This is a genomic window from Paramagnetospirillum magneticum AMB-1 (genome assembly GCF_000009985.1).
Lineage (GTDB): Bacteria > Pseudomonadota > Alphaproteobacteria > Rhodospirillales > Magnetospirillaceae > Phaeospirillum > Phaeospirillum magneticum.
Window position 1 is genome coordinate 4,083,142 of record NC_007626.1, and the last position, 22,473, is coordinate 4,105,614.

At 67.4% G+C, this 22,473-nt stretch carries 15 protein-coding genes; 13 read left to right on the forward strand and 2 right to left on the reverse strand.

Features of this window, described 5'->3' with window-relative positions:
* From AMB_RS18805 to AMB_RS18830, 6 genes are all read left to right on the forward strand, one after another.
* A complete protein-coding gene (locus tag AMB_RS18805) occupies positions 1-2,784 on the forward strand; it encodes an LPS-assembly protein LptD (RefSeq protein WP_011386071.1) in 2,784 nt (927 codons plus the stop codon).
* Positions 2,785-2,800: 16 nt separating this feature from the next.
* Positions 2,801-4,066 (forward strand): peptidylprolyl isomerase, encoded by a 1,266-nt coding sequence (locus AMB_RS18810; protein ID WP_011386072.1) that lies wholly within the window; start codon positions 2,801-2,803, stop codon positions 4,064-4,066.
* Positions 4,067-4,088: 22 nt separating this feature from the next.
* Entirely contained in the window at positions 4,089-5,093 is a 1,005-nt protein-coding gene (gene pdxA, locus AMB_RS18815; RefSeq protein ID WP_011386073.1) for a 4-hydroxythreonine-4-phosphate dehydrogenase PdxA, read from the forward strand.
* Positions 5,086-5,931 (forward strand): 16S rRNA (adenine(1518)-N(6)/adenine(1519)-N(6))-dimethyltransferase RsmA, encoded by an 846-nt coding sequence (gene rsmA / locus AMB_RS18820; protein WP_011386074.1) that lies wholly within the window; start codon positions 5,086-5,088, stop codon positions 5,929-5,931. The genes pdxA and rsmA overlap by 8 nt, the downstream gene beginning before the upstream one ends.
* Positions 5,932-6,322: 391 nt before the next feature.
* Positions 6,323-7,735 (forward strand): methyl-accepting chemotaxis protein, encoded by a 1,413-nt coding sequence (locus AMB_RS18825; protein WP_043745234.1) that lies wholly within the window; start codon positions 6,323-6,325, stop codon positions 7,733-7,735.
* A gap of 105 nt (positions 7,736-7,840) precedes the next feature.
* On the forward strand, positions 7,841-8,548 hold the full coding sequence (locus AMB_RS18830; protein WP_011386077.1) for a cytidylate kinase-like family protein: 708 nt from the start codon (positions 7,841-7,843) through the stop codon (positions 8,546-8,548).
* Positions 8,549-8,635: 87 nt separating this feature from the next.
* Here the strand turns inward: AMB_RS18830 and AMB_RS18835 are convergent, their stop codons facing one another.
* Complete coding sequence (locus AMB_RS18835; protein ID WP_011386078.1) at positions 8,636-9,175, reverse strand: cytochrome b; 540 nt, start codon at positions 9,173-9,175, stop codon at positions 8,636-8,638.
* A gap of 392 nt (positions 9,176-9,567) precedes the next feature.
* Between AMB_RS18835 and AMB_RS18840 the strand changes: the two genes are divergently transcribed.
* Both AMB_RS18840 and AMB_RS18845 read left to right on the forward strand, forming a co-directional pair.
* Complete coding sequence (locus AMB_RS18840; RefSeq protein ID WP_043747017.1) at positions 9,568-10,428, forward strand: SPOR domain-containing protein; 861 nt, start codon at positions 9,568-9,570, stop codon at positions 10,426-10,428.
* Between the two features lie 111 nt (positions 10,429-10,539).
* Positions 10,540-13,578 (forward strand): ATP-binding protein, encoded by a 3,039-nt coding sequence (locus AMB_RS18845; protein ID WP_011386080.1) that lies wholly within the window; start codon positions 10,540-10,542, stop codon positions 13,576-13,578.
* Between the two features lie 267 nt (positions 13,579-13,845).
* On the opposite strand, the gene AMB_RS18850 is transcribed toward AMB_RS18845, so the two are convergent.
* Positions 13,846-15,642, reverse strand: a complete 1,797-nt coding sequence (locus AMB_RS18850; RefSeq protein WP_011386081.1) for a PHA/PHB synthase family protein — start codon at positions 15,640-15,642, stop codon at positions 13,846-13,848.
* Positions 15,643-15,861: 219 nt separating this feature from the next.
* Between AMB_RS18850 and AMB_RS18855 the strand changes: the two genes are divergently transcribed.
* From AMB_RS18855 to recJ, 5 genes are all read left to right on the forward strand, one after another.
* Positions 15,862-17,010 (forward strand): hypothetical protein, encoded by a 1,149-nt coding sequence (locus AMB_RS18855; RefSeq protein WP_011386082.1) that lies wholly within the window; start codon positions 15,862-15,864, stop codon positions 17,008-17,010.
* Between the two features lie 130 nt (positions 17,011-17,140).
* Positions 17,141-18,373, forward strand: a complete 1,233-nt coding sequence (locus tag AMB_RS18860; protein WP_011386083.1) for an LL-diaminopimelate aminotransferase — start codon at positions 17,141-17,143, stop codon at positions 18,371-18,373.
* Positions 18,370-19,656: a homoserine dehydrogenase gene (locus AMB_RS18865; protein ID WP_011386084.1), complete on the forward strand. Its 1,287-nt coding sequence runs from the start codon at positions 18,370-18,372 to the stop codon at positions 19,654-19,656. The genes AMB_RS18860 and AMB_RS18865 overlap by 4 nt, the downstream gene beginning before the upstream one ends.
* A gap of 10 nt (positions 19,657-19,666) precedes the next feature.
* Entirely contained in the window at positions 19,667-20,659 is a 993-nt protein-coding gene (glpX, locus tag AMB_RS18870) for a class II fructose-bisphosphatase (protein ID WP_011386085.1), read from the forward strand.
* Positions 20,656-22,449 (forward strand): single-stranded-DNA-specific exonuclease RecJ, encoded by a 1,794-nt coding sequence (gene recJ, locus AMB_RS18875; RefSeq protein WP_011386086.1) that lies wholly within the window; start codon positions 20,656-20,658, stop codon positions 22,447-22,449. Before glpX ends, recJ begins: the two co-directional genes overlap by 4 nt.
* The last annotated feature ends 24 nt before the right edge of the window (positions 22,450-22,473 follow it).

Sequence of the window (22,473 nt, forward strand, 5' to 3'; positions counted from 1 at the left end):
GTGACCACCGTGCCATCGTCCCGCCATCTGCTCCTCATCTCCCTGCTGTCGGCCTCAACGGCGCTGACCGTCCCCGTGCGCGCCGACGTGATCACCGAGCAGAAGGCCTGGCCGGAAGCGGGAGGCTGGGGCCAGGCCTGGGGCGACGACGACCCGGCCGCCGCCCGCGCACCGGCGCAGCAACGCCCCCGCCCGGCGCCCCCCCAGGCCGCCCCGGGATATGTGCCGCCGCCCGCCGCCGCCGCCCTTCCCAGCCGCCCCGTCGCACCCGTCGCCCAGGCGCCGGTGCATGCGGCTCAGCCCCTGCCGGTCACCGAGATGGGCGCCGCCTATCCCGAGACCGGGTCCTGGGGCCAGGCCTGGGGCGACGACGAGCCGGCGCCCGCCCCGGCGCCGCGCAGCCGCGCCCTTCCCCCGACTACCATGCCCCCCGAGCCGGTCCAGCAGCCGCAACGGCGGCAGCAGGCCGCTCCGGCGCAGGAGCAGCCGGCCATCCGGGCGGAAGTCTCCCCGGCGGCCCAGGCTCAGCGTTCAACCTCGCGCGCCATGCAGCGGGCCTCGGTCATCATGCGCGGCGAGGACGAGAGCGGCGATGCAGTCGGCCTGAAGCGCCCGCCACGGGTCATTCCCCGCCCCCTGCGCCACCTCAAGACCACCGAGGACGGGGCGGAGCCGGTCCATATGGTGGCCGACCAGGTGATCTATGACCGCGAGTTCAACGTGGTCACCGCCAAGGGCCGCGTCGAGATGATGCATGACGGCCGCACCATCACCGCCGACACCGTCAGCTACAACATGAAGCAGGACGTCATGGGGGCGTCGGGCAACGTGGTGCTGACCGAGCCCTCGGGCGAGGTGACCCATGCCGACTACTTCGAGCTGACGGGCGACTTCAAGAACGGCGTGGCCCGCGACATCCGCACCATCCTGGCCGATAATTCCCGTCTGGCGGCGCAAAGCGGCCAGCGGGTGGGCGGCGACCGCACGGATTTCGACCGGGCGGTCTACACCGCCTGCGAGCCGTGCCGGGACGACCCCGAGCGCACGCCGCTGTGGCAGGTCAAGGCGGTGCGCGTCACCCACAATCAGGCCGAGGCTCAGGTGGAATACCGCGATGCCTGGCTGGAATTGAAGGGCATTCCTGTCGCCTACACGCCCTACCTGTCCCATCCCGATCCGACCATCAAGCGCCAGAGCGGCCTGCTGGCGCCGATCTTCGGCATGAACAGCAGCCTTGGCCCCTCGATCAGCACCCCGTATTTCCAGGTAGTGTCGGACAACGAGGACTTCACGCTGACACCCCGCTTCATGCTGGACCAGGTCAGCACCTTTGATAAGCCCGATAAGGATGTCCCCACCTCGGTCTTCAAGCGGATGCAACTGGCCGGACAGCATCGCTGGCGCGGGGTGCACGGCGAAGCGGTGACCACGGCCAGCATCGCCTCGGACACGACCAAGGAGGGGATTCGGGGACACATCGAATCCAAGGGCCTGATGGAGCTGGACCGCACCTGGCGGGCGGGCTGGCAGATTCAGCACCAGTCAGACCTCTCCTACCGCTCGCTGTATCGCGTTCGCACCGAGGAAGACCGGCCCTGGCTGATGAACCGCCCCTATGTGGAAGGGTTCAGCCGGCGCGGCTATGCCATGATGGAGGCCATGTCGTTCCAGGGCAAACGGGTGGTGGAGGATTCCAGCAAGTCGCCCGTGGTTCTGCCGCACATGGTGTACAGCACCGTCAGCTCGCCGGGCTGGGCGGGTAGCTATTGGTCGACGGATTCCGACGTGCTGGCTTACACCCGCGACGTGGGAACCCAGGCCCAGCGCCTGTCGACCAAGGTGGCCTGGAACCTGCCGCTCATCTCGCCGGATGGCCAGGTCGTCGCCTTGTCCACCTCGGTACGCGGGGACGCCTACAATGCCGACCACCTGACCGGCACGGCCAAGAGCTCGGGCAGCGCCGGGCGGGCCATCCCCGAGATCGCCCTTAACTGGCGTTATCCCTTTACCCGTCCGGGACGCAGCATCACCCAGGTCATCGAGCCGGTGGCCATGGTGGCGCTCAGCCCCAATGCCGGAATCGACTCGCGCATTCCCAACGAGGATTCCATCGGCTTCGAACTGGACGAGACCAACATCATGCGACCGAACCGCCTGCCTGGCCTGGATCAGGTCGAGGGCGGCGCCAGGGGCGCCTATGGCCTGCGCTGGGCGGCCTACCCCTCCCGAGGCGGCGCCATCGTCGCCCAGGCGGCCCAAGGATGGCGCCAACGCAGGACGTCGGCGTTCGGCACCGGCAGCGGGTTCACCGACACCCTTTCTGACTATGTCGGCCGCGTTGATGTCACGCCCATCGGCAATCTGACGCTGCGTGATCGGGTCCGTCTGGACAAGGATACGCTGGAAGTGCGGCGCAACGAGGCCGGGTTCGGCATCGGACCGCCCCTTCTGGCCTTTTCCGCCGATTACGGCATGCTGTCGCCCAGCAGCACCAACAGCAGTTCGAGCAGCACCATTTATGCCAAGCGGCAATACGTCAATTACGGCCTCAGTTCGACCATGTCGCAGAATTGGCGGAGTTCGCTCTCGCTGCAGCAGGATCTGGCCCAGAACGGCGGCACGGTCAGTTGGTCCGCCAACACCATGTACAGCGATGAGTGCCTTGCCGTGGTGGGAGCGTTCAACCGCTATCACTCCGATATGAGCGGCCTGTTGTCCGGATATCATTTGAGCCTGACCGTGGTCTTGAAGTCGTTGGGCGAAGCGCCCGTCAGCGTCTTCTAGAGGGAGGAACCCAAGAATGCTGGCCCGCGCCGCAATCGTCCTGAGCGCACTCCTCGTTGCCTGTATCCCCCTCCGGCCCAGTGCGGCCCAGGAGGTGGACCGTATCGCCGCCGTGGTCAACGACGAGATCATCTCGATCCGCGACCTGGATGCCCGCCTGAAGCTGGCCATCACGGTTTCGGGCCTGCCCGACAACATCGAAAGCCGCCGCCGCGCCGTTCCCCAAGTGCTGCGCAAAATGGTCGATGAGCGGGTGCAGGCGCAGGAGGCCGCCCGCCTGAGGGTCGCTGCCGGCGCCGACGAAGTGGCGCGCGGCGTGGCCAACGTGGAAAACCAGAACCGCATGCCACCCGGCTCGTTGTTGCCCTCGCTGGCCAAAGCCGGCGTCGATCCTGATGCCGTCAAGGATCAGATCAAGGCGGATATCATCTGGGTCAAGCTGATCATGCGCACGCTCCAACCCACCATTCGGGTGGGCGAGGATGAGATCACCGAGCGGATCGAAACCCTGCGCCAGCAATTCGGACAGCCGGAATTCATGCTGGCCGAGATCTTCCTGCCGGTGGATTCACCGCGCCAGGAAGAGGAGTCCAAGCGTCTTGGCGAACGCCTGATCGAGCAGTTGCGCGCCGGCGCCCCGTTCCAGGCCCTGGCCCGGCAATTCTCCCAAAGCGGCACCGCCAACAACGGCGGCGTTCTCGGCTGGCTCTCCGCTGCCGCTCTGGAGGACGACATCCGCGAGACGGTGTCGCGCCTGGATAAGGGACAGGTCAGCGGACTGGTCCGTACCGGAACCGGTTACGCCATCCTGGCCCTGATCGACAAGCGGGTGGCGGGCGAAAGCAACGTCAGCGACCCCAAGCTCAACATTTCCCAGGTGTTCTTTCCGGTGCCGCCGGGCTCCCCTCCCATCTCCCAGTTGATGGCCAAGGCCGCCGAGCTGACGGCGAACGTCCGATCCTGCGACGAGATGGATGATCTGGGACGCAAGCTCAATTCGGAACAGTCCGGCCGTCGCGATGGCGTCACCCTTTCCGTTCTGCCGCAGAACATCCGGTCCGTGGCCAGTTCTCTGCCCCTCCACAAGGCCAGCGCTCCCATCAACATGGGCAAGGCCCTGCTGGTGCTGATGGTCTGCTCACGCGACGAAAATGTCAGCAAGGGCGGATTGCCGTCCCGTGAGGCCATGCGCCGCACCATCGAGGAAGAGCGCCTGGAGATGCTGGCCAAACGCTATCTGCGCGATCTTCGCCGCGCCGCCTTCATCGATTTCCGGCTCTGATGCCGATGCAAGGCCGACCGGCATGACCATCCTCGCCCTGACCATGGGCGAGCCCGCCGGAATCGGAGGCGACATCGCCCTGCGGGCCTGGAGTGAACGCGGCGTCAATGGCGCTCCGCCCTTCATGCTCATCGACGATGCCGGGCGCCTGCGGTCCCTGGCCGCCCGACTTGGCCTGGACGTGCCGGTGGTGGAGGTCTCGTCCCCGACCGAGGCGGAGGCGGCCTTCGCCGTTGCTCTTCCCGTCCTGCATCAGCCCCTGGCCGTCAGGGTCGAGCCGGGCCGGCCCGATCCCGCCAACGTGCCCATGGTCACGGCGGCCATCGAGCGAGCCGTGGCCCTGGCCCTGGCCGGCGAGGTGGCGGGTCTGGTCACCAACCCCATCCACAAGCACGTGATGTACCAGGGCGGCTTCGCCTTCCCCGGCCATACCGAGTTCCTGGCCGCCCTGCTGGGCCGTCCGGATCTGCGCGAAGTGATGATGCTGGCCTGCCCCGAATTGCGGGTGGTGCCGGTGACCATCCATCTGGGCCTGTCCGAGGCCATCCGCACCCTGACCCGGGCCGACATCGTCGAGATCGGGCGCATCGTCGCTAGGGCGCTGGAGGTGGATTTCGCCATTTCCCGCCCGCGTCTGGCCGTGGCCGGGCTCAACCCCCATGCCGGCGAAGGCGGCGCCATGGGGCGCGAGGACGAGGACATGGTCGCCCCTGCCGTGGCCGATCTGCGGGCGCTGGGCATCGACGCCGTCGGCCCCCTGCCCTCGGACACCCTGTTCCATGCGCGCGCCCGCCGGGGCTATGACGCCGCGCTGTGCATGTATCACGATCAGGCGCTGATCCCCATCAAGACCATCGACTTCGATGGCGGCGTCAATGTCACCCTGGGCCTGCCCATGGTCCGCACCTCGCCCGATCACGGCACCGCCTTCGATCTGGCCGGCAGCGGCCAGGCCCGGCCGGACAGCCTGGTGGCCGCCCTGACCATGGCCGCCACCATCGCCTTGAATCGAGCCCGTCATGGCTGATCTGCCGCCGCTCCGGGAGGTCATCGCCCGCCACGGCCTCGACGCCAGGAAGTCGCTGGGCCAGCACTTCCTGTTCGACCTCAACCTGACGGGGCGCATCGCCCGCGCCGCCGGGGACCTGACCGTCGGCTCGGTGATCGAGATCGGCCCCGGGCCAGGCGGCCTCACCCGCGCCCTGCTGGATGCCGGGGCGCGCCAGGTGATCGCCATCGAGCGCGATGACCGCGCCATTGCCATTCAGAACGAGATCGCCGAAGCCTATCCCGGCCGGCTGGAGATCATGGCCGCCGACGCCATGACCGTCGACGCCGCCGAACTGGGCGAGGTCCCGCGCCGCATCGTCGCCAACCTGCCCTACAACATCTCCACAGCCTTGCTGCTGGGCTGGCTGCGGCGCGCCGACGCCTTCGAGCGTCTGGTGCTGATGTTCCAGAAGGAGGTGGTGGACCGCCTGGCCGCGCCGCCGCGCTCGGAGCATTACGGCCGCCTGTCGGTGATCACCCAATGGCGGTGCGAGGTGCGGCCGCTGTTCAATGTGGACCGTCGCGCCTTCACCCCGCCGCCGGCCGTGACCTCCACCGTGGTGGATTTGATCCCGCGGGCCGAGCCCCTGGCCCCCGCCCGCTTCGAGACCCTGGAACGGGTCACCGCCGCCGCCTTCGGCCAGCGCCGCAAGATGCTGCGCTCCAGCCTGAAGTCCCTCGGCGGCGCCGAGGACCTGCTGGAGCGCACCGGCATCCTGCCGACGGCCCGGGCCGAGGAAATCCCGGTGGAGGGTTTTTGCGCCCTGGCCCGTGCGCTGGACGCCCGGACTCTTGACGGACATCAGAGCGCCTGACCGGCGGCGTGCTATACTGACCTTCAATCGACAGGAGGCCCCCATGAGCGGTTGGGGATGTCCGCATCAGGACCAGGAAAAGTGCAACCGGCTGGGCGGACTGCCCTGCGACCCCGGCATGAAGGGCTGCATTCTGGCCGGACGCTTCAGGTTTTCCAATCCGGCAAAGAACAGGTCGGTAAAATCTTCGGACGGAGGTGGCGCAACCAATGCCCCCGAAGAGGAAGACGACTCATCCGTTCAGTCTTAGGGCGTCATACCAAAAGCCCCGACCCGCCTGAACGCAGGCGTTGACGCATCCCCTGGCAATAGGTTTTAGTGAGTCCCAATATCTAAGGTACCCGATAGAGGTGCCGTTGAATGGGTGAATTGTACTCTGGGAGAAAGCGGAATGACGGCTGAGCGCGTTGGGAATTCCCCGACGGCGGAGAGTGTTGATTCATTCGCCACCGAGGTCTTGAAGCAGATCGACAGTCTCAGCCTTGAGGTCGCCGACATCGCCGGCACCATGGATGGCCTGACCCGTTTCGTGAAGCATCAGGAAGAACTGTTCGGCCATCTCAAGATGATCGCCCACGCCATGGCCGAGACCATCGGGCTGATCGACAATGCCGGCCGCGAGACCCGCGACATGACGGTCCAGGCCGGGCATCAATCCTCGGAATCCCTGCGCACGGTGGAAGAGGCCCTGTCGGGCGTCAACCAGCTGGTGGGCGCGGTCCAGGGCATCGAGGAGCGGCTCGAAGGCCTGGAAGGCGCCCTGGGCGAAGTCAGCACCATGTCGCGCAACATCCAGAAGATCGCGCGCCAGACCAACCTCCTGGCCTTGAACGCCACCATCGAGGCGGCCCGGGCCGGCGAGGCGGGCAAGGGCTTCGCCGTGGTCGCCACCGAGGTCAAGACCCTGGCGCGCCAGACCGCCGACGTCACCAGCGGCATCGACGAAACCGTGCACAAGCTGTCGGGCTCGGTCACCGACCTGATCGAGACCTCCACCGACACCCTGAAAATGGCCGATTCCGTCGGCTCGGGGGTGGGCGTCATCAATCAGGCCGTCTCGGTGTTCGGCGACGTCATCGAATCGGTGGAAAGCAAGGTGGGCGACATCTCCCAGGCCGCTTCCGCCTCCCTGTCCCAGTGCGGCGACGTGATCGGCGAAATCGACAAGTTCTTCGAAGGCATCGCCATGACCAGCGAAAGCCTGCGCAAGGCCGACGAGCGCATCGCCTCGTTGCTGGGCAATTCCGAGGAACTGATGGGCTATATCGCCGCCTCGGGCTTCCGCACCGCCGACACCCCGTTCATCGAGGCGATCCAGTCCGCCGCCCGTCAGGTGACCGCGGCGTTCGACCAGGGAATCGCCTCGGGCCGGATTTCAGTCTCCGACCTGTTCGACGAGAACTATCAGCCCATCGCCGGCACCAATCCGCAACAGCACAATTCGCGCTACGCCGCCTTCACCGATCTGGTGCTGCCCGATATCCAGGAGCCGCTGCTGGCCCTGGACAGCCGGGTGGCCTTCTGCGTCACCATCGACCGCAACGGCTATATCGCCACCCACAACAAGAAGGTGTCGAACCCCCAGGGCAGCGACCCGGTGTGGAACAACGCCAATTGCCGCAACCGGCGCATCTTCAACGACCGCACCGGATTGTCGGCGGGCAGGAACACCAGACCCTTCCTGCTGCAGACCTATCGCCGCGACATGGGCGGCGGCCAGTTCATCATGATGAAGGACGTCTCTGCGCCCATCATGGTGCAGGGACGCCACTGGGGCGGCATCCGCCTGGGCTACCGGATCTGATCAACGGCATTTTTGCGGGGGCCGCCTTCTTCAACCGGGGGATGGCGGCCCCTTCTTGTTGGGCGTATCATGGGCGATAGGTAGGCATTCCGCAGGGAGGCTTCCATGACCACCAATATCCTTTCCGTAATCTCGGCCATGGCCGAAGTGGCGACGGTACCTCGCCAAGGCGAGCATCTGCGCCCACGTCAGCCGGTCATTACCCTGTCGCGCGATTTCGGCTCGGGCGGCGACGTCATCGCCACCCGGGTCTGCCAGCGACTGAAACTGCCCCTCTACGACGAGGAATTGCTGCGCGAGGTGGCGGGCCGCCTCAACGACGACCCGGCCATCGTCCGCCTGATGGATGAAGGATTTGGCCGGGCCAAGGACATGTGGCTCTACCGCCTGTTCTCGGGCAAGGACATCAGTCCCGACGCCTATCGCGATTCCCTGGTCAAGGTGGTGATGAGCCTGGGACGCCTGGGCGGCATCATCGTCGGACGTGGCGCCCACATCATCCTGGCGGGTGAGTGCGCGTTGCGGGTGCGGGTGGCCGGCAGCCCCGAGGTCTGTGCCAAGCGCATGGCCGAACAGGGCCACGGCAACGAGGCCGATCTTCTGGCCAAGGCCCAGGAGATCAATCACCGGCGCGGCAAGTTCGTGTGGGAGGCCTTTCACTCGCGCCTGTCCGACGCCAGCCAGTTCGACATCACCATCAATACCGACCGCATGGAGGATTTCGAGGATGTGGTCGAGACCATCGTCGTCATGGCCGAGGCGGTCCATTCCGGCCGCGTGCTGCGTGGCGACCTGATGCACGCCCACGTCTGACCCCGCTCGACCGCCGGGCGCCTGACACCCCGGCGGGCCGGGCCGGACCCGGGAGGGGAGTTCCCCCTCCTCTCCCGGATGTTGGGATTATTTCCCCGGCAGCATGCGGGCCATGACGTCGTCGCGCAAGATGAAGCGGTGGCGCAGAGCCGCCGCCACATGACCGATCAGGATGGCGGCCAGGACCCAGCCCAGCACTTCATGCCCTTCCTTGAAGATGGCCTTGAGAGCGTCATCCTTGGCCACCAGGGCGGGGAGCACCAGCCCGAACACCGAGACCTCGCGCCCGCCGCTCTGGCTCATCAGGACGCCGTCCATCGGAATCAGCAGCATCAGAAGGTAAAGCGCCACATGCCCGGCCTTGGCCAGGAGCTGTTCACCGGGGGACATGGACGACGGCAGGGGCGGCTGCGGCCGGATCAGCCGCCAGGCCAGCCGGGCCACCGCCATGACCAACATGACCACGCCGATGGCCTTGTGCAGGCCGATCACCTCGGACCGCACCGGCCCCTTGGGCAGCGCGTCGATCATGTGCCCGACCACCCACAGGGCCAGGATGGCCGCGGCCATCACCCAGTGCAGCGTCCTTGCCACGGTGTCGTAGCGCGCCGGTACAGCAGTATTCATGGCAGGTCCCCAACCTTTCGAGTCGGCGAGCAGCCTAGCACGATACCCCGGAGGTTGACATTGCCGACCGAGCGCATACCCTTCATGAGGGGTTTATACCAACCTGCGTCGAGTGAAACTCATCGCGGGTTGGCTAGGCCCAAGGGGCCGCGCGCCTTGCGGCGCGGGAGGCAAGGGCGCACAGCGCCCGCCCGCCGCATGAGGGCGCTGCGGTGATCGGTTTCGATCGCCGCAGCTTGGTATTATCGGGGTTGCTGCCAATGGCACGTCGCGCATTGCACATAGCTTCCGTCGCGGCATGTCTCGCGACACTGTCGGGCATGGCCGGCTGCGGCGGCATCGTCGGCGTCCCTCCGCCTGCGGAATCCTGGCCCTCGCCACAGCCGGAGGTCGTGCCGGAGCCGGTGCGCTACCCCGAGGTCCGCCTCAACGTCCCCACGGTCATCGCTTCAGATCCCGAGGCCCAGCGCTTCCTGCTGCTGCGCCAGCTGGTGGAAGCCGGGCTGGTCACGCCCGACGAAGCCTCGATCCGACGCAACGCCAATATTGGCGCGCTTCTGCCCTATTCCGCGCCGCCCCCGGCCTCCGGGCTGGGACGGCCGGTGGCGTTGCGCGACATCGCCGACCGCCTGTCCCGCCTGTCGGTCCCCACGGCCGGTGTACCGGCCTCGGTCCGGCAGGCCGAGCGCGACTTCCTGATGGACGGCCTGCTGCCGGCCGAGCCCAGCTTGCGGACACCGCCGGCACGCAAGGACAGCCCCGCCCTGGCCACGGGCCGGCGGCGAGCCGAGGATATGGCCCGCCTCGGCCTGGTGGAGCATGACGAGTTTCAGCGGGAAATGGCCGCCATCATCGCCGCCGAGCGGGACCTGGCCAATGCCCCCCCCCCTCCGCCGCCGCCGCCCAAGAAGAAGAGGCCCGCACCAAAGAAGACCGTCCCCGACGGCGGCGTGCCCGGCGCCACCCGCGAGGGCGACACCCCCGGCGGAATCGTGCCGTTCAATCCCAAGGCAACCTTGGGCCTCCACCTTCTGTCCATGGCGTCCCCCAACATGACGGACAAGGCTGTGGACGCCCTGAAGAAGGAATATCCAGAACTGTCCGCCCTGGAGTTCAAGGCGGTCAAAACCGATATTCCCGACCTGGGCACCACCTATCGCCTGATCGCCGGCCCCATGTCGGGAGCCGATGCCGACACCCTGTGCCGGGCATTGCGCGGCAAGGGCCAGTCGTGCGCCATCGCAAACTTTTAGGAGCGGCACCATGCCGACATTGCCGCAAACGGAGCCCCGGCATCCGTAGAAACCCTTGCCCTCCCCCAGGGAGCAGCCTATTCTTTCGTCAAGCTATATATGGCGTTTGGCGTGACACATCCCCCATCGTCCCCTTCCTCGGCCGGCCCGACAACATCCGCGCCCAATGCGCAGGACCAGCGGGATTCTGACGCCAGGCGCTTTACCCGCCGCCTTGTTTCCGCCGTCCTGGCCCTCAATCTTTTCGTCGGCGCGCTGGTCGCCAGCGTCCTGGTCATGAGCCGGTCCCAGCACCGGCATCAGGCCATGGCCGTGGCCGATAACCTTTCCACCGTGCTGCGGACCAATCTGCATGGCACCATCGCCAAGATCGACCTGACCTTGCTGGCGGTCGCCGACGAGATCGCGCGCCAGGAGAGGGTCGGCGGGGTCGACGCCGCCCAGATCGAGGATCTGCTGCGACGTCACGACGAGCGCCTGCCCGAGGCGCTGGGGTTGCGGGTGGTCGACGCCTCGGGAATCATCCGTTACGGGGTGACCGGCATCAAGGTCGCCCAGGCCAGTATCGCCGACCGGCCGCAATTCATCAAAATGCGGGACGACCCGAAGGCCGGACTGGTCATCTCCAAGCCGGTTCTCGGCCGCGCCGCCCAGACCTGGATGGTCACCCTGAGCCGGCGCCTCAACGCGCCCGACGGCTCGTTCGCGGGCGATGTGCATGTGGCCCTGCCGCTCGACAAATTCACGGAAAGCTTTTCCGCCATCGATGTCGGCCCCCAGGGTTCGGTCAGCCTCTGGGATGACGGCCCCTCCATTCTGGCCCGCGCCCCCGAGCTGGACGGCCCCGGCGGCGTGGTGGCCAAGGCGCCGAAGCCGTCGCCGCAATTGCTGTCGCTCATTCAGTCCGGGACCGGCAAGGCGGCCTATCACGCGGATTCCAATGTGGACGGCGTCGCGCGCAGCTATCACCTCAGCCGGATCGGCAGCTTTCCCCTCTGGGTGATCGTCGGCCTGAGCGAGGACGACTATCTCGCCGATTGGCGGCGACAGGCACTGATCATGGTGGCCGTCGCCATGGGCTTCTCGCTGCTCAGCGTGACCGTGGCGACCCTGCTTCTGCGCAGCTGGCGCAACCGCCACGCGGCGGCCCGCGCCCTGGAGGCCGCCCATGTCCAGACCGAGGAGGCTCGTCACCGCCTGGAGCTGATCCTGGCCTCGGCGGGCGAAGGCATTTGCGGCGTCGATCCCGAGGGCCGGATCACCTTCATCAATCCGGCGGCCCGGCGCATGCTGGGCTGGAGCGAGACCGAGGGTGTCGGCCTCAACCTGCACGAGGAGGTCCATCATCACCGGGCCGATGGCAGCGAATTCCCCGCCGTCGCCTGTCCCGTGTGGCAAACCCTGCACGACGGCAACATTCGCCACGTCCCCCGCGATGTCCATTGGCGGCGGGACGGCACCCCCGTCACGGTGGAATTCACCACCGCCCCCATCATTCAGAACGGCCGCGTGGCTGGGGCCGTCACCCTGTTCCGCGACATCGCCCGGCGCATCCGGGCCGAGTCCGAAGCCGCCCGCAACCTGGCGGTGACCACGGCGCTGGGCGGCATCCTGCGCCACTCGCTGGAAGACCGGCGCCTGAACGACATCTTGCACGATTCCCTGGTGGAAATCCTCAGCCTACCCTGGCTGAACGTGGAGGAACGGGGCGCCATCTTCCTCGCCCAGCCCGACGGCAAGACCCTGGCGCTGGTAGCCGAGCACAATATGTCACAGGCCATCATCCAGGCCTGCACCGTCATCCGGATGGGGAATTGCCTGTGCGGCGCCGCCGCGGAACGGCGCGAAGCGGTGTTTGCCTCCCACGTGGACGAGCGGCACCAGACCCAGGTGCCCGACATGCACCCCCACGGGCATTACTGCATACCCATCATGAACGGCCCCGATCTTCTGGGCGTGCTCAACACCTATATCGGCCACGGCCATCCATGGCAGAAGGAGGAAGAGCATTTCCTGAGGATGGTCGCCGACACCCTGGCGGGCATCATCCGCCGCAAGCAGATCGAGGAAACGCTGAGGAACAGCGAGGAACTGTCCAAGACCCTGCTCAACGCCACCATCGACGGCGCCCTGCTGATGACTCCCGAGGGGCGGATCCTGGCCACCAACGAGGCCCTGGCCGCACGCTTCGCCACAACCCCCGCCCAGATGCCAGGCACCTCGTTCTTTGACTGGCTGCCGCAGCCCCTGGCTGAAAGGCGTCGCGACCAGTTCGCCCAGGTCCTGGCCGACAGGCGGCCCCTGCACAGCGTCGACGAGCGCGGCGGCGCCATCTTCGACAACCGCATCTATCCCGTTCAGGATGGGGACGGAGAGATCCGGCGGATGGCCGTGTTCTCCCGCGATGTCACCGAACAGCGCCATGCGCAAAAAGCCATCGAGAAGGCCTTGGCCGATCTGGCACGCTCCAATGCCGAACTGGAGCAGTTCGCCTATGTGGCCTCCCATGATCTGCGCGAGCCGCTGCGCGCCATCACCGGCCATCTGCAACTGCTTCAGCGCCTGGCCAAGGACAAGCTGGACGACTATGCCCTCGAATCCCTGCTGTTCGCCGTCGACGGCGCGCGACGCATGGATCTGCTGATCCGCGATCTGCTGGACTATTCGCGCATCGGCCACGCCGACCGCGAGATGGAAGACCTGGACCTGGGCGAAGTCATCGCCGACGCCCTGTCCAACCTGTCCGCCGCCATCGCCGAGGGCCACGCCACCGTGACCACCGCCACGGGCATGCCCCACGCCCATGGCAATCGCATGGAGCTGACCCGCCTGTTCCAGAACCTGATCGGCAACGCCCTGAAATACAGGAACCCCGAGCGCCCTCCAGAGGTCGAGCTGCGGGCGGTGCGGGTCGGCGGCGCCTGGGACATCTCCATCCGCGACAACGGCATCGGCATCGAGCCCGAGTATTTCAACCGCATCTTCATGATCTTCCAGCGCCTGCACGGACGGGGCCAGTACGAGGGCACCGGCATCGGACTGGCCGTCTGCCGCAAGATCGTCGACCGCCACGGCGGCTCCATCCGCGTCGAATCCGAGCCCGGCAAGGGCAGCACCTTCACCGTCACTCTGCCGGTGATCGGAGGATAGAGTCATCGTGCGAAGCCCCTCCGCTTGCGCGGCAGGGCGACCGCCCTGACCCGTTCGGAGGCACAGCCTCCGAACCTCCAGGTTCTTTTGATCTCAATGAATTAATAAACTGAAAGGTTCGGGAAGCTGTGCTTCCCGATCGGGGGATCGGGGGCAAACGCCCCCGAAGTGGAGCTTTTCCGCAGCCCCCAGCGGTCACCCCTGTCTCAAAAAAAGGCGGCCCCCGCAGGAGCCGCCTTGATCGACCGACCGGTCAGCTATGGTGATTTACACCGCCTTGACCTGGACGTAGGAGCCGGGGGCCGCCTCGATGGCCTTCAGCTTGCCGTCGCCGGGCTGGCGGGCGGGAACCTGCTTGCCGGCGAACTTCTCGACCCACTTCTGCCAATCGGTCCACCACGAGCCCTCCACCTGGGTGGCACCGGCCAGCCAGACTTCGGGGTTCTTGGGCTTCTTGGCATTGGTCCAGTAGCAGTACTTGTTGGCGGCGGGCGGATTGACCACGCCGGCGATGTGGCCCGAGGCCGACAGCACGAACTTGATGGGGCCGGACACGTTCTGGGTCAGGGCATAAGTGCTCTGCCACGGCGCGATGTGATCCTCGCGCGTCGATAGCATGTAGAGCGGGGTCTTGATGTTGCCGAGGTCGATCTTGACGCCGTTCAGCTCGATGGCGCCCGGCTCGACCAGCCGGTTCTCCTGGTACATCTTGCGCAGGTAGAAGCTGTGCATGGCCGCCGGCATGCGGGTCGAATCCGAGTTCCAGTACAGCAGGTCGAACGGGAACGGGTCCTTGCCCAGCAGGTAATTATTGACCACGAACGACCAGATCAGGTCGTTGGCGCGCATCATGTTGAAGGTGGTGGCCATGTCGCGGCCGTCCAGGAAGCCCGCCTGGTTCATGCGGGTTTCCAGGGCCGAGAGCTGCTCCTCGTCGATGAAGACGCCCAGTTCGCCGGGGTCCTTGAAGTCGGTCATGGTGGTGAAGAAGGTGGCCGAGGCGATGCGGTCCTCGCCCTTGGCGGCCAGATAGGCCAGGGTGCAGGCCAACAGCGTGCCGCCCAGGCAATAGCCGGCCGCATTGACCTGACGCGAGCCGGTCGCCTTCTCGATGGCGTCGATGGCGGCCAGCGGGCCTTCCAGCATGTAGTCGCCGAAGCCCTTGTGGGCCAGCTTCTCGTCCGGATTGACCCAGGAAATGACGAACACCGTGTGGCCCTGGTCCACCGCCCACTTGATCAGCGAGTTCTTGGGGCGCAGGTCCAGGATGTAGAACTTGTTGATCCACGGCGGCAGGATCAGCAAGGGCTTCTCGAACGCCTGTGGCGTGGTCGGATCGTACTGGATCAGCTGCATCAAATCGGTCTGGAAGACCACCTTGCCCGGGGTGACGGCGATGTTCTCGCCCACCTTGAAGGCGTCGTAATCGGTCATCTTGATGGCCAGGTTGCCCTTGCCGCGCTCCAGGTCATCCAGCAGGTTATTCAGGCCCTTCAGCAGGTTTTCGCCCCGGGTCTCCACCGTGGCGCGCAGCACCTCGGGGTTGGTCAGGACGAAATTGCTGGGCGCCATGGCGTCCACGAACTGGCGGGTATAGAAGTCGACCTTCTTGGCGGTGTGGTCGTCCAGACCCTCGACATTCTTCACCACGCCCTGCATCCAGCGGGCGGACAGCAGATAGGACTGCTTGATGAAGTCGAAGATTTCATTCTCCTGCCACATCTCGTCCTTGAAGCGGCGATCACCGGAATCGGGGGCGACCACCGGCTGGGTCTCCTCCCCCAGCATGCGCCGGGCGGTGTTCTGCCACAGCGACATGTAATCCTGCCACAGGTTGAGATTGGCCTCGACCAGCTTGGCCGGGTCGCTCATCAGCTTGGCCGTCATTTCCATGAAGGCGTTGCCGATATTCAAGGGGTCGGCCGCCGCCGCGGTGGGGTCCGCCGCCTGGCGGGTCAGAAAATCAGCGACGATGCGCTGAGAGCGTTCCGCAATGCTGGTCATCGCCTTGGAAAGTTCCGTCGCGTCGATCATCTTGGACTCGGTGCCCGTCTGCTCGGCCATCAGCTACCCCTTACATTTTACGGTGCATCCAGAGTGCAACCATACACGGCGATTGACTGTGTGTCGCGTCGCCCGACGTTCCGGTGGGTGCACCGCCCATCCTTTCCGCCCGCTCCATAGACCTATATACTTTCGAACCATGGCCTGATAAACGTGAACTTGCCGTAAAATTCGGTCCAAACAAAATAGTTTCTCGATACCGGGGGCAGCAGTTCGTCCATGTTCGATTGCATCGAGGCTTGGCGCCGTCGTTACGAGCGCCGCACCCTGGCCGTCAGCCGGAGCGTCGCCATCGCCGCTCTGATCGCCGGCTGCTCCTATGTTCCTGACGCCATCAATCCCGTCGAGTGGTACAAGGGCGTCACGGGCATGTTCGACGGTGACGACGCCCCCGTGGTGGCCGCGCCGCGCCGTCCCGACGGCTCGTTCCCCAACGTGAACGAGGCCAAGTCCTCGACCTCGGGCAAGGGACTGGCCGGCGACAAGAGCAACGCCCAGTACGCCCCGTCGGCCAAGCGCGAGCCCGCGCCCACCAAGGCCCTGGCCAAGAAGGGGGCGCCCGCCCAGACCCAGGTGGCCGAGGCGCCCGCCGCCGCTCCGCCGCAGGTCGCCGCGCAGGCCCCCGCCGCCCAGGCACAGGACGCATCCGGCCGCGGCTCCTACCAGCCGTCCCTGGACCGCCGCATGCAGGCCGCCCGCGACGAGGGCCCCAACGCCCCGCCCCGCACCGCCCCCGGCGGCCCGCCGGCCCGGGCCGAGGTGCCAGACACCGTTCCCACCCGCCGCGGCCTGCTGGCCGAGCACTTCCAGAAACGCCTGACCGAATCCGCCGTAGCCACCAATAAGGGCGACCCCTTCTCGGGCATTCCCGCCGCCCGCACCCAGGCGTCCTACAATCAGCCGGTCAACACCTATGCCGTGCCCGCCCAGCCGCCGTTGGGCATGAGCCGCTCGCCGGCCTTCGCCGCCGATACCGGCGAGCGCGCGCCGCAACTGGTCCCCCCCAAGGGCATGCGGGGCGCCAAGGGCATGGTGGCGCCGCGAGGCCCCGCCGCCCAGTTCGACGTGGCGTCGCTGCAGTTCGGCCCCAACGGCAGCCTGACCGCCGCCGACGGCGCCCAGCTGCGCGAAGTGGCGTCGCTGCAGCGCCAGACCGGCGGCGTGGTCCGCGTCGTGGGCTATCCCTCGCCGGGCGCCGTCTCCTTCGCCGGCCAGGACGATGCCTCGGTCGCCCTGGGCCGCGCCAAGGCCGTGGCCAAGTCGCTGACCGCGCTCGGCGTGCCCGCCAAGAAGATCATGGTGGCCGCCGACCCGACCGCTCCCTCGGCCTATGACGACAGCGGCGCCAAGGTTTCCATCGAGTATTGATGGTTCGGCTGGTTTGAACGGACGTCAGGACTGCATGCCTGGGTCCGTTCAAACAGCCATCGATTCTTAACCGCTGCGGCGTTAGGGTCCCTGTCCCAGGGGGGCCCTCGCAGCAGATTAGGTTCGGCCCATGAGCAGCCAGCACGACTTTCACCGCATCAAGCGTCTTCCGCCTTATGTCTTCGCCGAAGTGAACGCCATGAAGGCGCGCGCCCGCGCCGCCGGCGAGGACATCATCGATTTCGGCATGGGCAACCCGGATCAGCCGACGCCCGCCCATATCGTCGACAAGTTGGTGGAAGCCGCCCGCAACCCCCGGGCCCACCGCTATTCCATGAGCCGCGGCATTCCCGGCCTCAGGAAGGCCCTGTCGGGCTATTACCAGCGCCGCTTCGCCGTCGACATCGACCCCGAGACCGAGTGCATCGTCACCCTGGGCTCGAAGGAAGGCCTGGCCAATCTGGCCAACGCCATCACCAGCCCCGGCGACATCGTGCTGGTACCCAATCCCAGCTATCCCATCCATCCCTATGGCTTCATCATCGCCGGCGGTTCGTGCCGCTTCGTGCCGGTGACCCCGGATGCCGAGTTCCTCAAGGCGCTGGACCGCGCCGTGCGCCATTCGGTGCCCAAGCCCATCGCCCTGGTGCTGAACTATCCCAGCAATCCCACCGCCCTGCTGGCCGACCTGGACTTCTACGGCCAGGTGGTGGAGTTCTGCCGCCATCACGGTATCTGGATCCTGTCGGACCTGGCCTATTCGGAAATCTATTTCGACGTGGCCCCGCCGCCCTCGATCCTGCAGATTCCGGGGGCCAAGGAGATCGCGGTCGAGTTCACCTCCATGAGCAAGACCTACAACATGCCGGGCTGGCGCATCGGCTTCGCCGCCGGCAACAAGACGCTGATCGCCGCCCTGGGCCGCATCAAGAGCTATCTCGACTACGGCGCCTTCACCCCCATCCAGGTGGCAGCCACCGCCGCCCTGAACGGCCCGCAGGATTGCGTCGACGACATCCGCGCCCTCTACAAGGGCCGCCGCGACGCCCTGATCGAAGGCCTGTCCGCCGCCGGCTGGGAGATCCCCAGCCCGCCCGCCACCATGTTCGCCTGGGCGCCCATCCCCAAGGCCTTCGCCCATCTCGGCTCGCTGGAATTTTCCAAGCTGCTGATGCGCGAGGCCCAGGTGGCGGTGGCGCCCGGCATCGGCTTCGGTGAATACGGCGATTCCCATGTCCGCATCGGACTGGTGGAAAACGTCCAGCGCACCCGCCAGGCGGTGCGCAACATCAAGACCTTCCTCGGCAGCACCGGGCAGGTGCTCGAGGCCTCGGAAAAACAGCGTGCAGGAACGGAAAAATGAGCAAGGCGCCCCTTAAAATCGCCATCGCCGGATTGGGTACCGTCGGCGGCGGCACCGTGCAGTTGCTGCACGATCACGCCCCATTGCTGGCCGCCCGCGCCGGGCGCCCGCTGGCCCTGGTGGGCGCCGCCGCCCTGGCCAAGCCCGCCGACCTGCCGCTGGACGGCGTGCCGTTCTTCACCGATGCCCGCGACATGGCCAAGACCTGCGATTACGACGTGCTGGTGGAACTGATCGGCGGCGCCAAGGGCATCGCCCTCGACGTGGTCCGGACGGCACTGGAGCGCGGCAAGTCGGTGGTCACCGCCAACAAGGCGATGATCGCCCACCACGGCATCGAACTGGCCCGAATCGCCGAGGCCAAGGGCGGCAATATCGGCTTCGAGGCCAGCGTCGGCGGCGGCATCCCGGTGATCAAATCCCTGCGCGAGGGGCTGGCCGGCAACCGCGTCACCAAGGTGATGGGCATCCTCAACGGCACCTGCAACTACATCCTCACCACCATGCGCGATTCGGGCCGCGACTTTTCTGACGTGCTGGCCGAGGCCCAGGCCCTGGGCTATGCCGAGGCCGATCCCAGCTTCGACATCGACGGCACCGACACCGCCCACAAGCTGGCCATCCTGGCCTCGCTGGCCTTCGCCATGCCGCTCGACATCGACGCAGTGTCGTGCGAGGGCATCCGCAATGTCAGCGCGCTGGACATCCGCTATGCCGACGAGCTGGGCTATCGCATCAAGCTGCTGGGCGTGGCGTCGCTCTCCGACCAGGGCGTCGAGACCCGCGTCTATCCCGCCATGGTGCCGCTGTCCTTCCCGCTGGCCCATGTGAGCGGGCCGTTCAACGCCATCGTCACCGAGGGTGATTTCGTCGGCCGCACCGTGCTGGAAGGCCGGGGCGCCGGGGCGCGTCCCACCGCCTCGGCCGTGGTCGCCGACCTGATGGATCTGGCCACCGGCCGGGTGGGCCCCACCTTCGGCATCGCGGTCGACGCCCTGAAGGCCCTGCCCGCCGCGCCGTCCGGTACCCATCGCAGCGCCTATTACATCCGCCTGATGGTCCGCGACGAGCCCGGCGTCTTCGCCGACGTGGCCGGAATCCTCAAGGCGCACAAGGTCTCCATGGAGCAGATCATCCAGCGCGGCCGCTCGCCGTCCGAGGTGGTGCCGGTGGTGATGACCGTGCACGAGACCGACGAGGCCTCCATGCTGGGCGCCGTGAAGGCCATCCGGGCGCTGGGCTCGGTCACCGACCTGCAGCTCATCCGCATCGAGTCACTTTAGGCGACGGCCCATGTCCATCCACACCACCACCTTGCCCGTCCTCGACCGCAACCTTGCGCTGGAGGTGGTGCGCGTCACCGAAGCCAGCGCCCTGGCCGCCGCCCGCCAGACCGGGCGCGGCGACGAGCGGGCCGCCGACGAGGCCGCCTGCTCGGCCATGCGCCACGCCCTCAACGGGTTGTCCATGGACGGCGTCATCGTCAACGGCGAGGGTGATGATTCCACCCAGCCGCTGCACACCGGCGAAAAGGTCGGCAACGGCAAGGGACCCAAGGTGGACATCGTCCTGACCGCCCTGGAGGGCCGCTCCATCTGCGCGCGCGGCGCCCATAACGCCCTGTCGGTGGTGGCCATGACCGAGGAGGGCTCGTTCCTCAAGGTGCCGCAGCACTCCTACATGGAAAAGATCGTGGTGGGCGCCGGCATGCCGGCCGGCATCATCGACCTGGATTCCACGCCGGAGGAGAACCTGTCGCGGATCGCCGAGGCCAAGGGCCAGACCCTGTCGGAACTGACGGTCAGCGTGCTCGACCGCCCCCGCCATGGCGAGCTGATCGAGCGACTGTATGCCGCCGGGGTGCGGGTCATGCTGTTCGACGACGGCGACGTGTCGGGCGCCCTGGCCGCCGGCCTGCCCGATTCCGGCATCGACGTCTACATGGGCTCGGGCGGCGCCGCCCAGGGCGTGCTGGCCGCCGCCGGGCTGAAATGCCTGGGAGCCCAGATGCAATGCCGCCTGCTCTGCCGCTCGGAGCAGGACCACGCGGCGGCGCGCCGGGTGGGCATCGCCGACACAAGGCGCAAGTGGAACATCGAGGACATGGTGCGCGGCGAGGTGATGTTCGCCGCCACCGGCATCACCGACGGCCATGTGCTGAAGGGCGCCCGCCTGATGTCGGGCAACCGGGCGGAAAGCTACTCCCTGGTCATGCGCTCGGCCACCGGCACCATCCGTTACCTGAGCGTCCAGCACGACCTCAGCCGGAGCCATCTGCCCGCATGAGCCACGGACCGTCAGTCATCCACCAGGGGCCCGCCTTCCTGGGGGTCGAGCGTTCGCTGTCCGGGCGGCGCTGGCTGGCGCGGCCGGGCGACGAGCGGCTGGCCCAGGCCCTGGCCCAGCGCCTCGCCCTGCCCGAACTGGTGGGCCGCGTACTGGCGTCCCGCGGCATCGGCCTGGACGAGGCGGAAAGCTTCCTCAACCCGACGCTGCGCGACCTGCTGCCCGATCCCGGCCATCTAAAGGGCATGGACAAGGCGGTGGAGCGGCTGGTCGCGGCGGTGACCCGGGGCGAGACCATCGGCATCTTCGGCGATTACGACGTGGACGGCGCCACCTCCTCGGCGCTGCTCCGAAACGCCCTGGCCGACATGGGGGCCAAGGCCCGCGTCTATATTCCCGACCGTATCAAGGAGGGCTACGGCCCCAACGCCCCCGCTTTGCTGCGGCTCAGGGACGAGGGCGTCGCCGTGGTGGTCACCGTCGATTGCGGCACCACCGCCTTCGACGCCCTGGAGACCGCCACCCGGGCGGGCCTCGACATGATCGTGGTCGACCACCATGTGGGCGAGGCCGCCCTGCCCGCCGCCCTGGCGGTGATCAATCCCAACCGCCTGGACGAGACCAGTCCCCACGGCCATCTGGCCGCGGTGGGGGTGGCCTTCCTGCTGGCCGTAGGGCTCAATCGCGGGCTGAAGGCCGCCGGCTGGTACCAGTCGCGCCCCGCCCCCGATCTGATGCGCTGGCTCGATCTGGTGGCCCTGGGCACCGTCTGCGACGTGGTGCCGCTGGTGGGCGTCAACCGCGCCCTGGTGGTCCAGGGCCTGAAGGTCATGGCCAAGCGCGCCAATGTGGGCTTGGCCGCCCTGGCCGATGTGGCCGGCGTCAAGGAACGCCCGGATTCCTACACCCTGGGCTATGTGCTGGGGCCACGCGTCAATGCCGGCGGCCGGGTGGGCGAGGCCGAGCTGGGCACCCGCCTGATGTCCACCGACAACCCGGCCGAAGCCGCCGAGATCGCCCGCCAGCTGGACGGCTACAACAAGGACCGCCAGGAGATCGAGGCGGTGGTGCTGCTCGACGCCATCGAGCAGGTGGAAACCCGCCCCGATGACGGCCGCCCCCTGCTGGTGGCGGCGGGCGAGAACTGGCACCCCGGCGTCATCGGCATCGTCGCCGGACGCCTGAAGGAACGCTATGGCCGCGTCGCCTGCGTGGTGGCCCTGGAAGGCGACCAGGGCAAGGGCTCGGGCCGCTCGGTGCCCGGCCTGGACCTGGGCTCGGCCATCATCGCCGCCCGTCAGGCGGGCCTGCTGCGGGCCGGCGGCGGCCATGCCATGGCGGCGGGCTTCACCGTGGCCCGCGACAAGCTGACCGCCCTCTCCGACTTCCTGGCCGAACGCCTGCAGGCCCAGTTGGAGGGGGACCTGGTGCCCCTGCTGGAACTGGACGGCGCCCTGGACGCCGGCGCGGCGGGCATCGAACTGGTGGAGACCCTCGCAGGGGTTGGTCCCTTCGGCTCGGGCAATCCAGAACCCCGCTTCGCCATCTCCGGCGCCCGCATCGCCAAGGCCGACGTGGTGGGCTCCGGCCATGTGCGCCTGATCCTGACGGGAGCCGGCGGCAAGCGCCTGAAAGCCATCGCCTTCCGCGCCGCCGACAGCGAGATGGGCCACGCCCTGCTGTCCTCGGCCGGCGCCAGCTTCCATCTGGCCGGCACGCTCCGCGTCGACACCTGGCAAGGCAATTCCAGCGTCCAGCTGATCGTCGACGACGCCGCTTTTGCCCGCTGATACGATTTTGCAGCTTTATGCCTT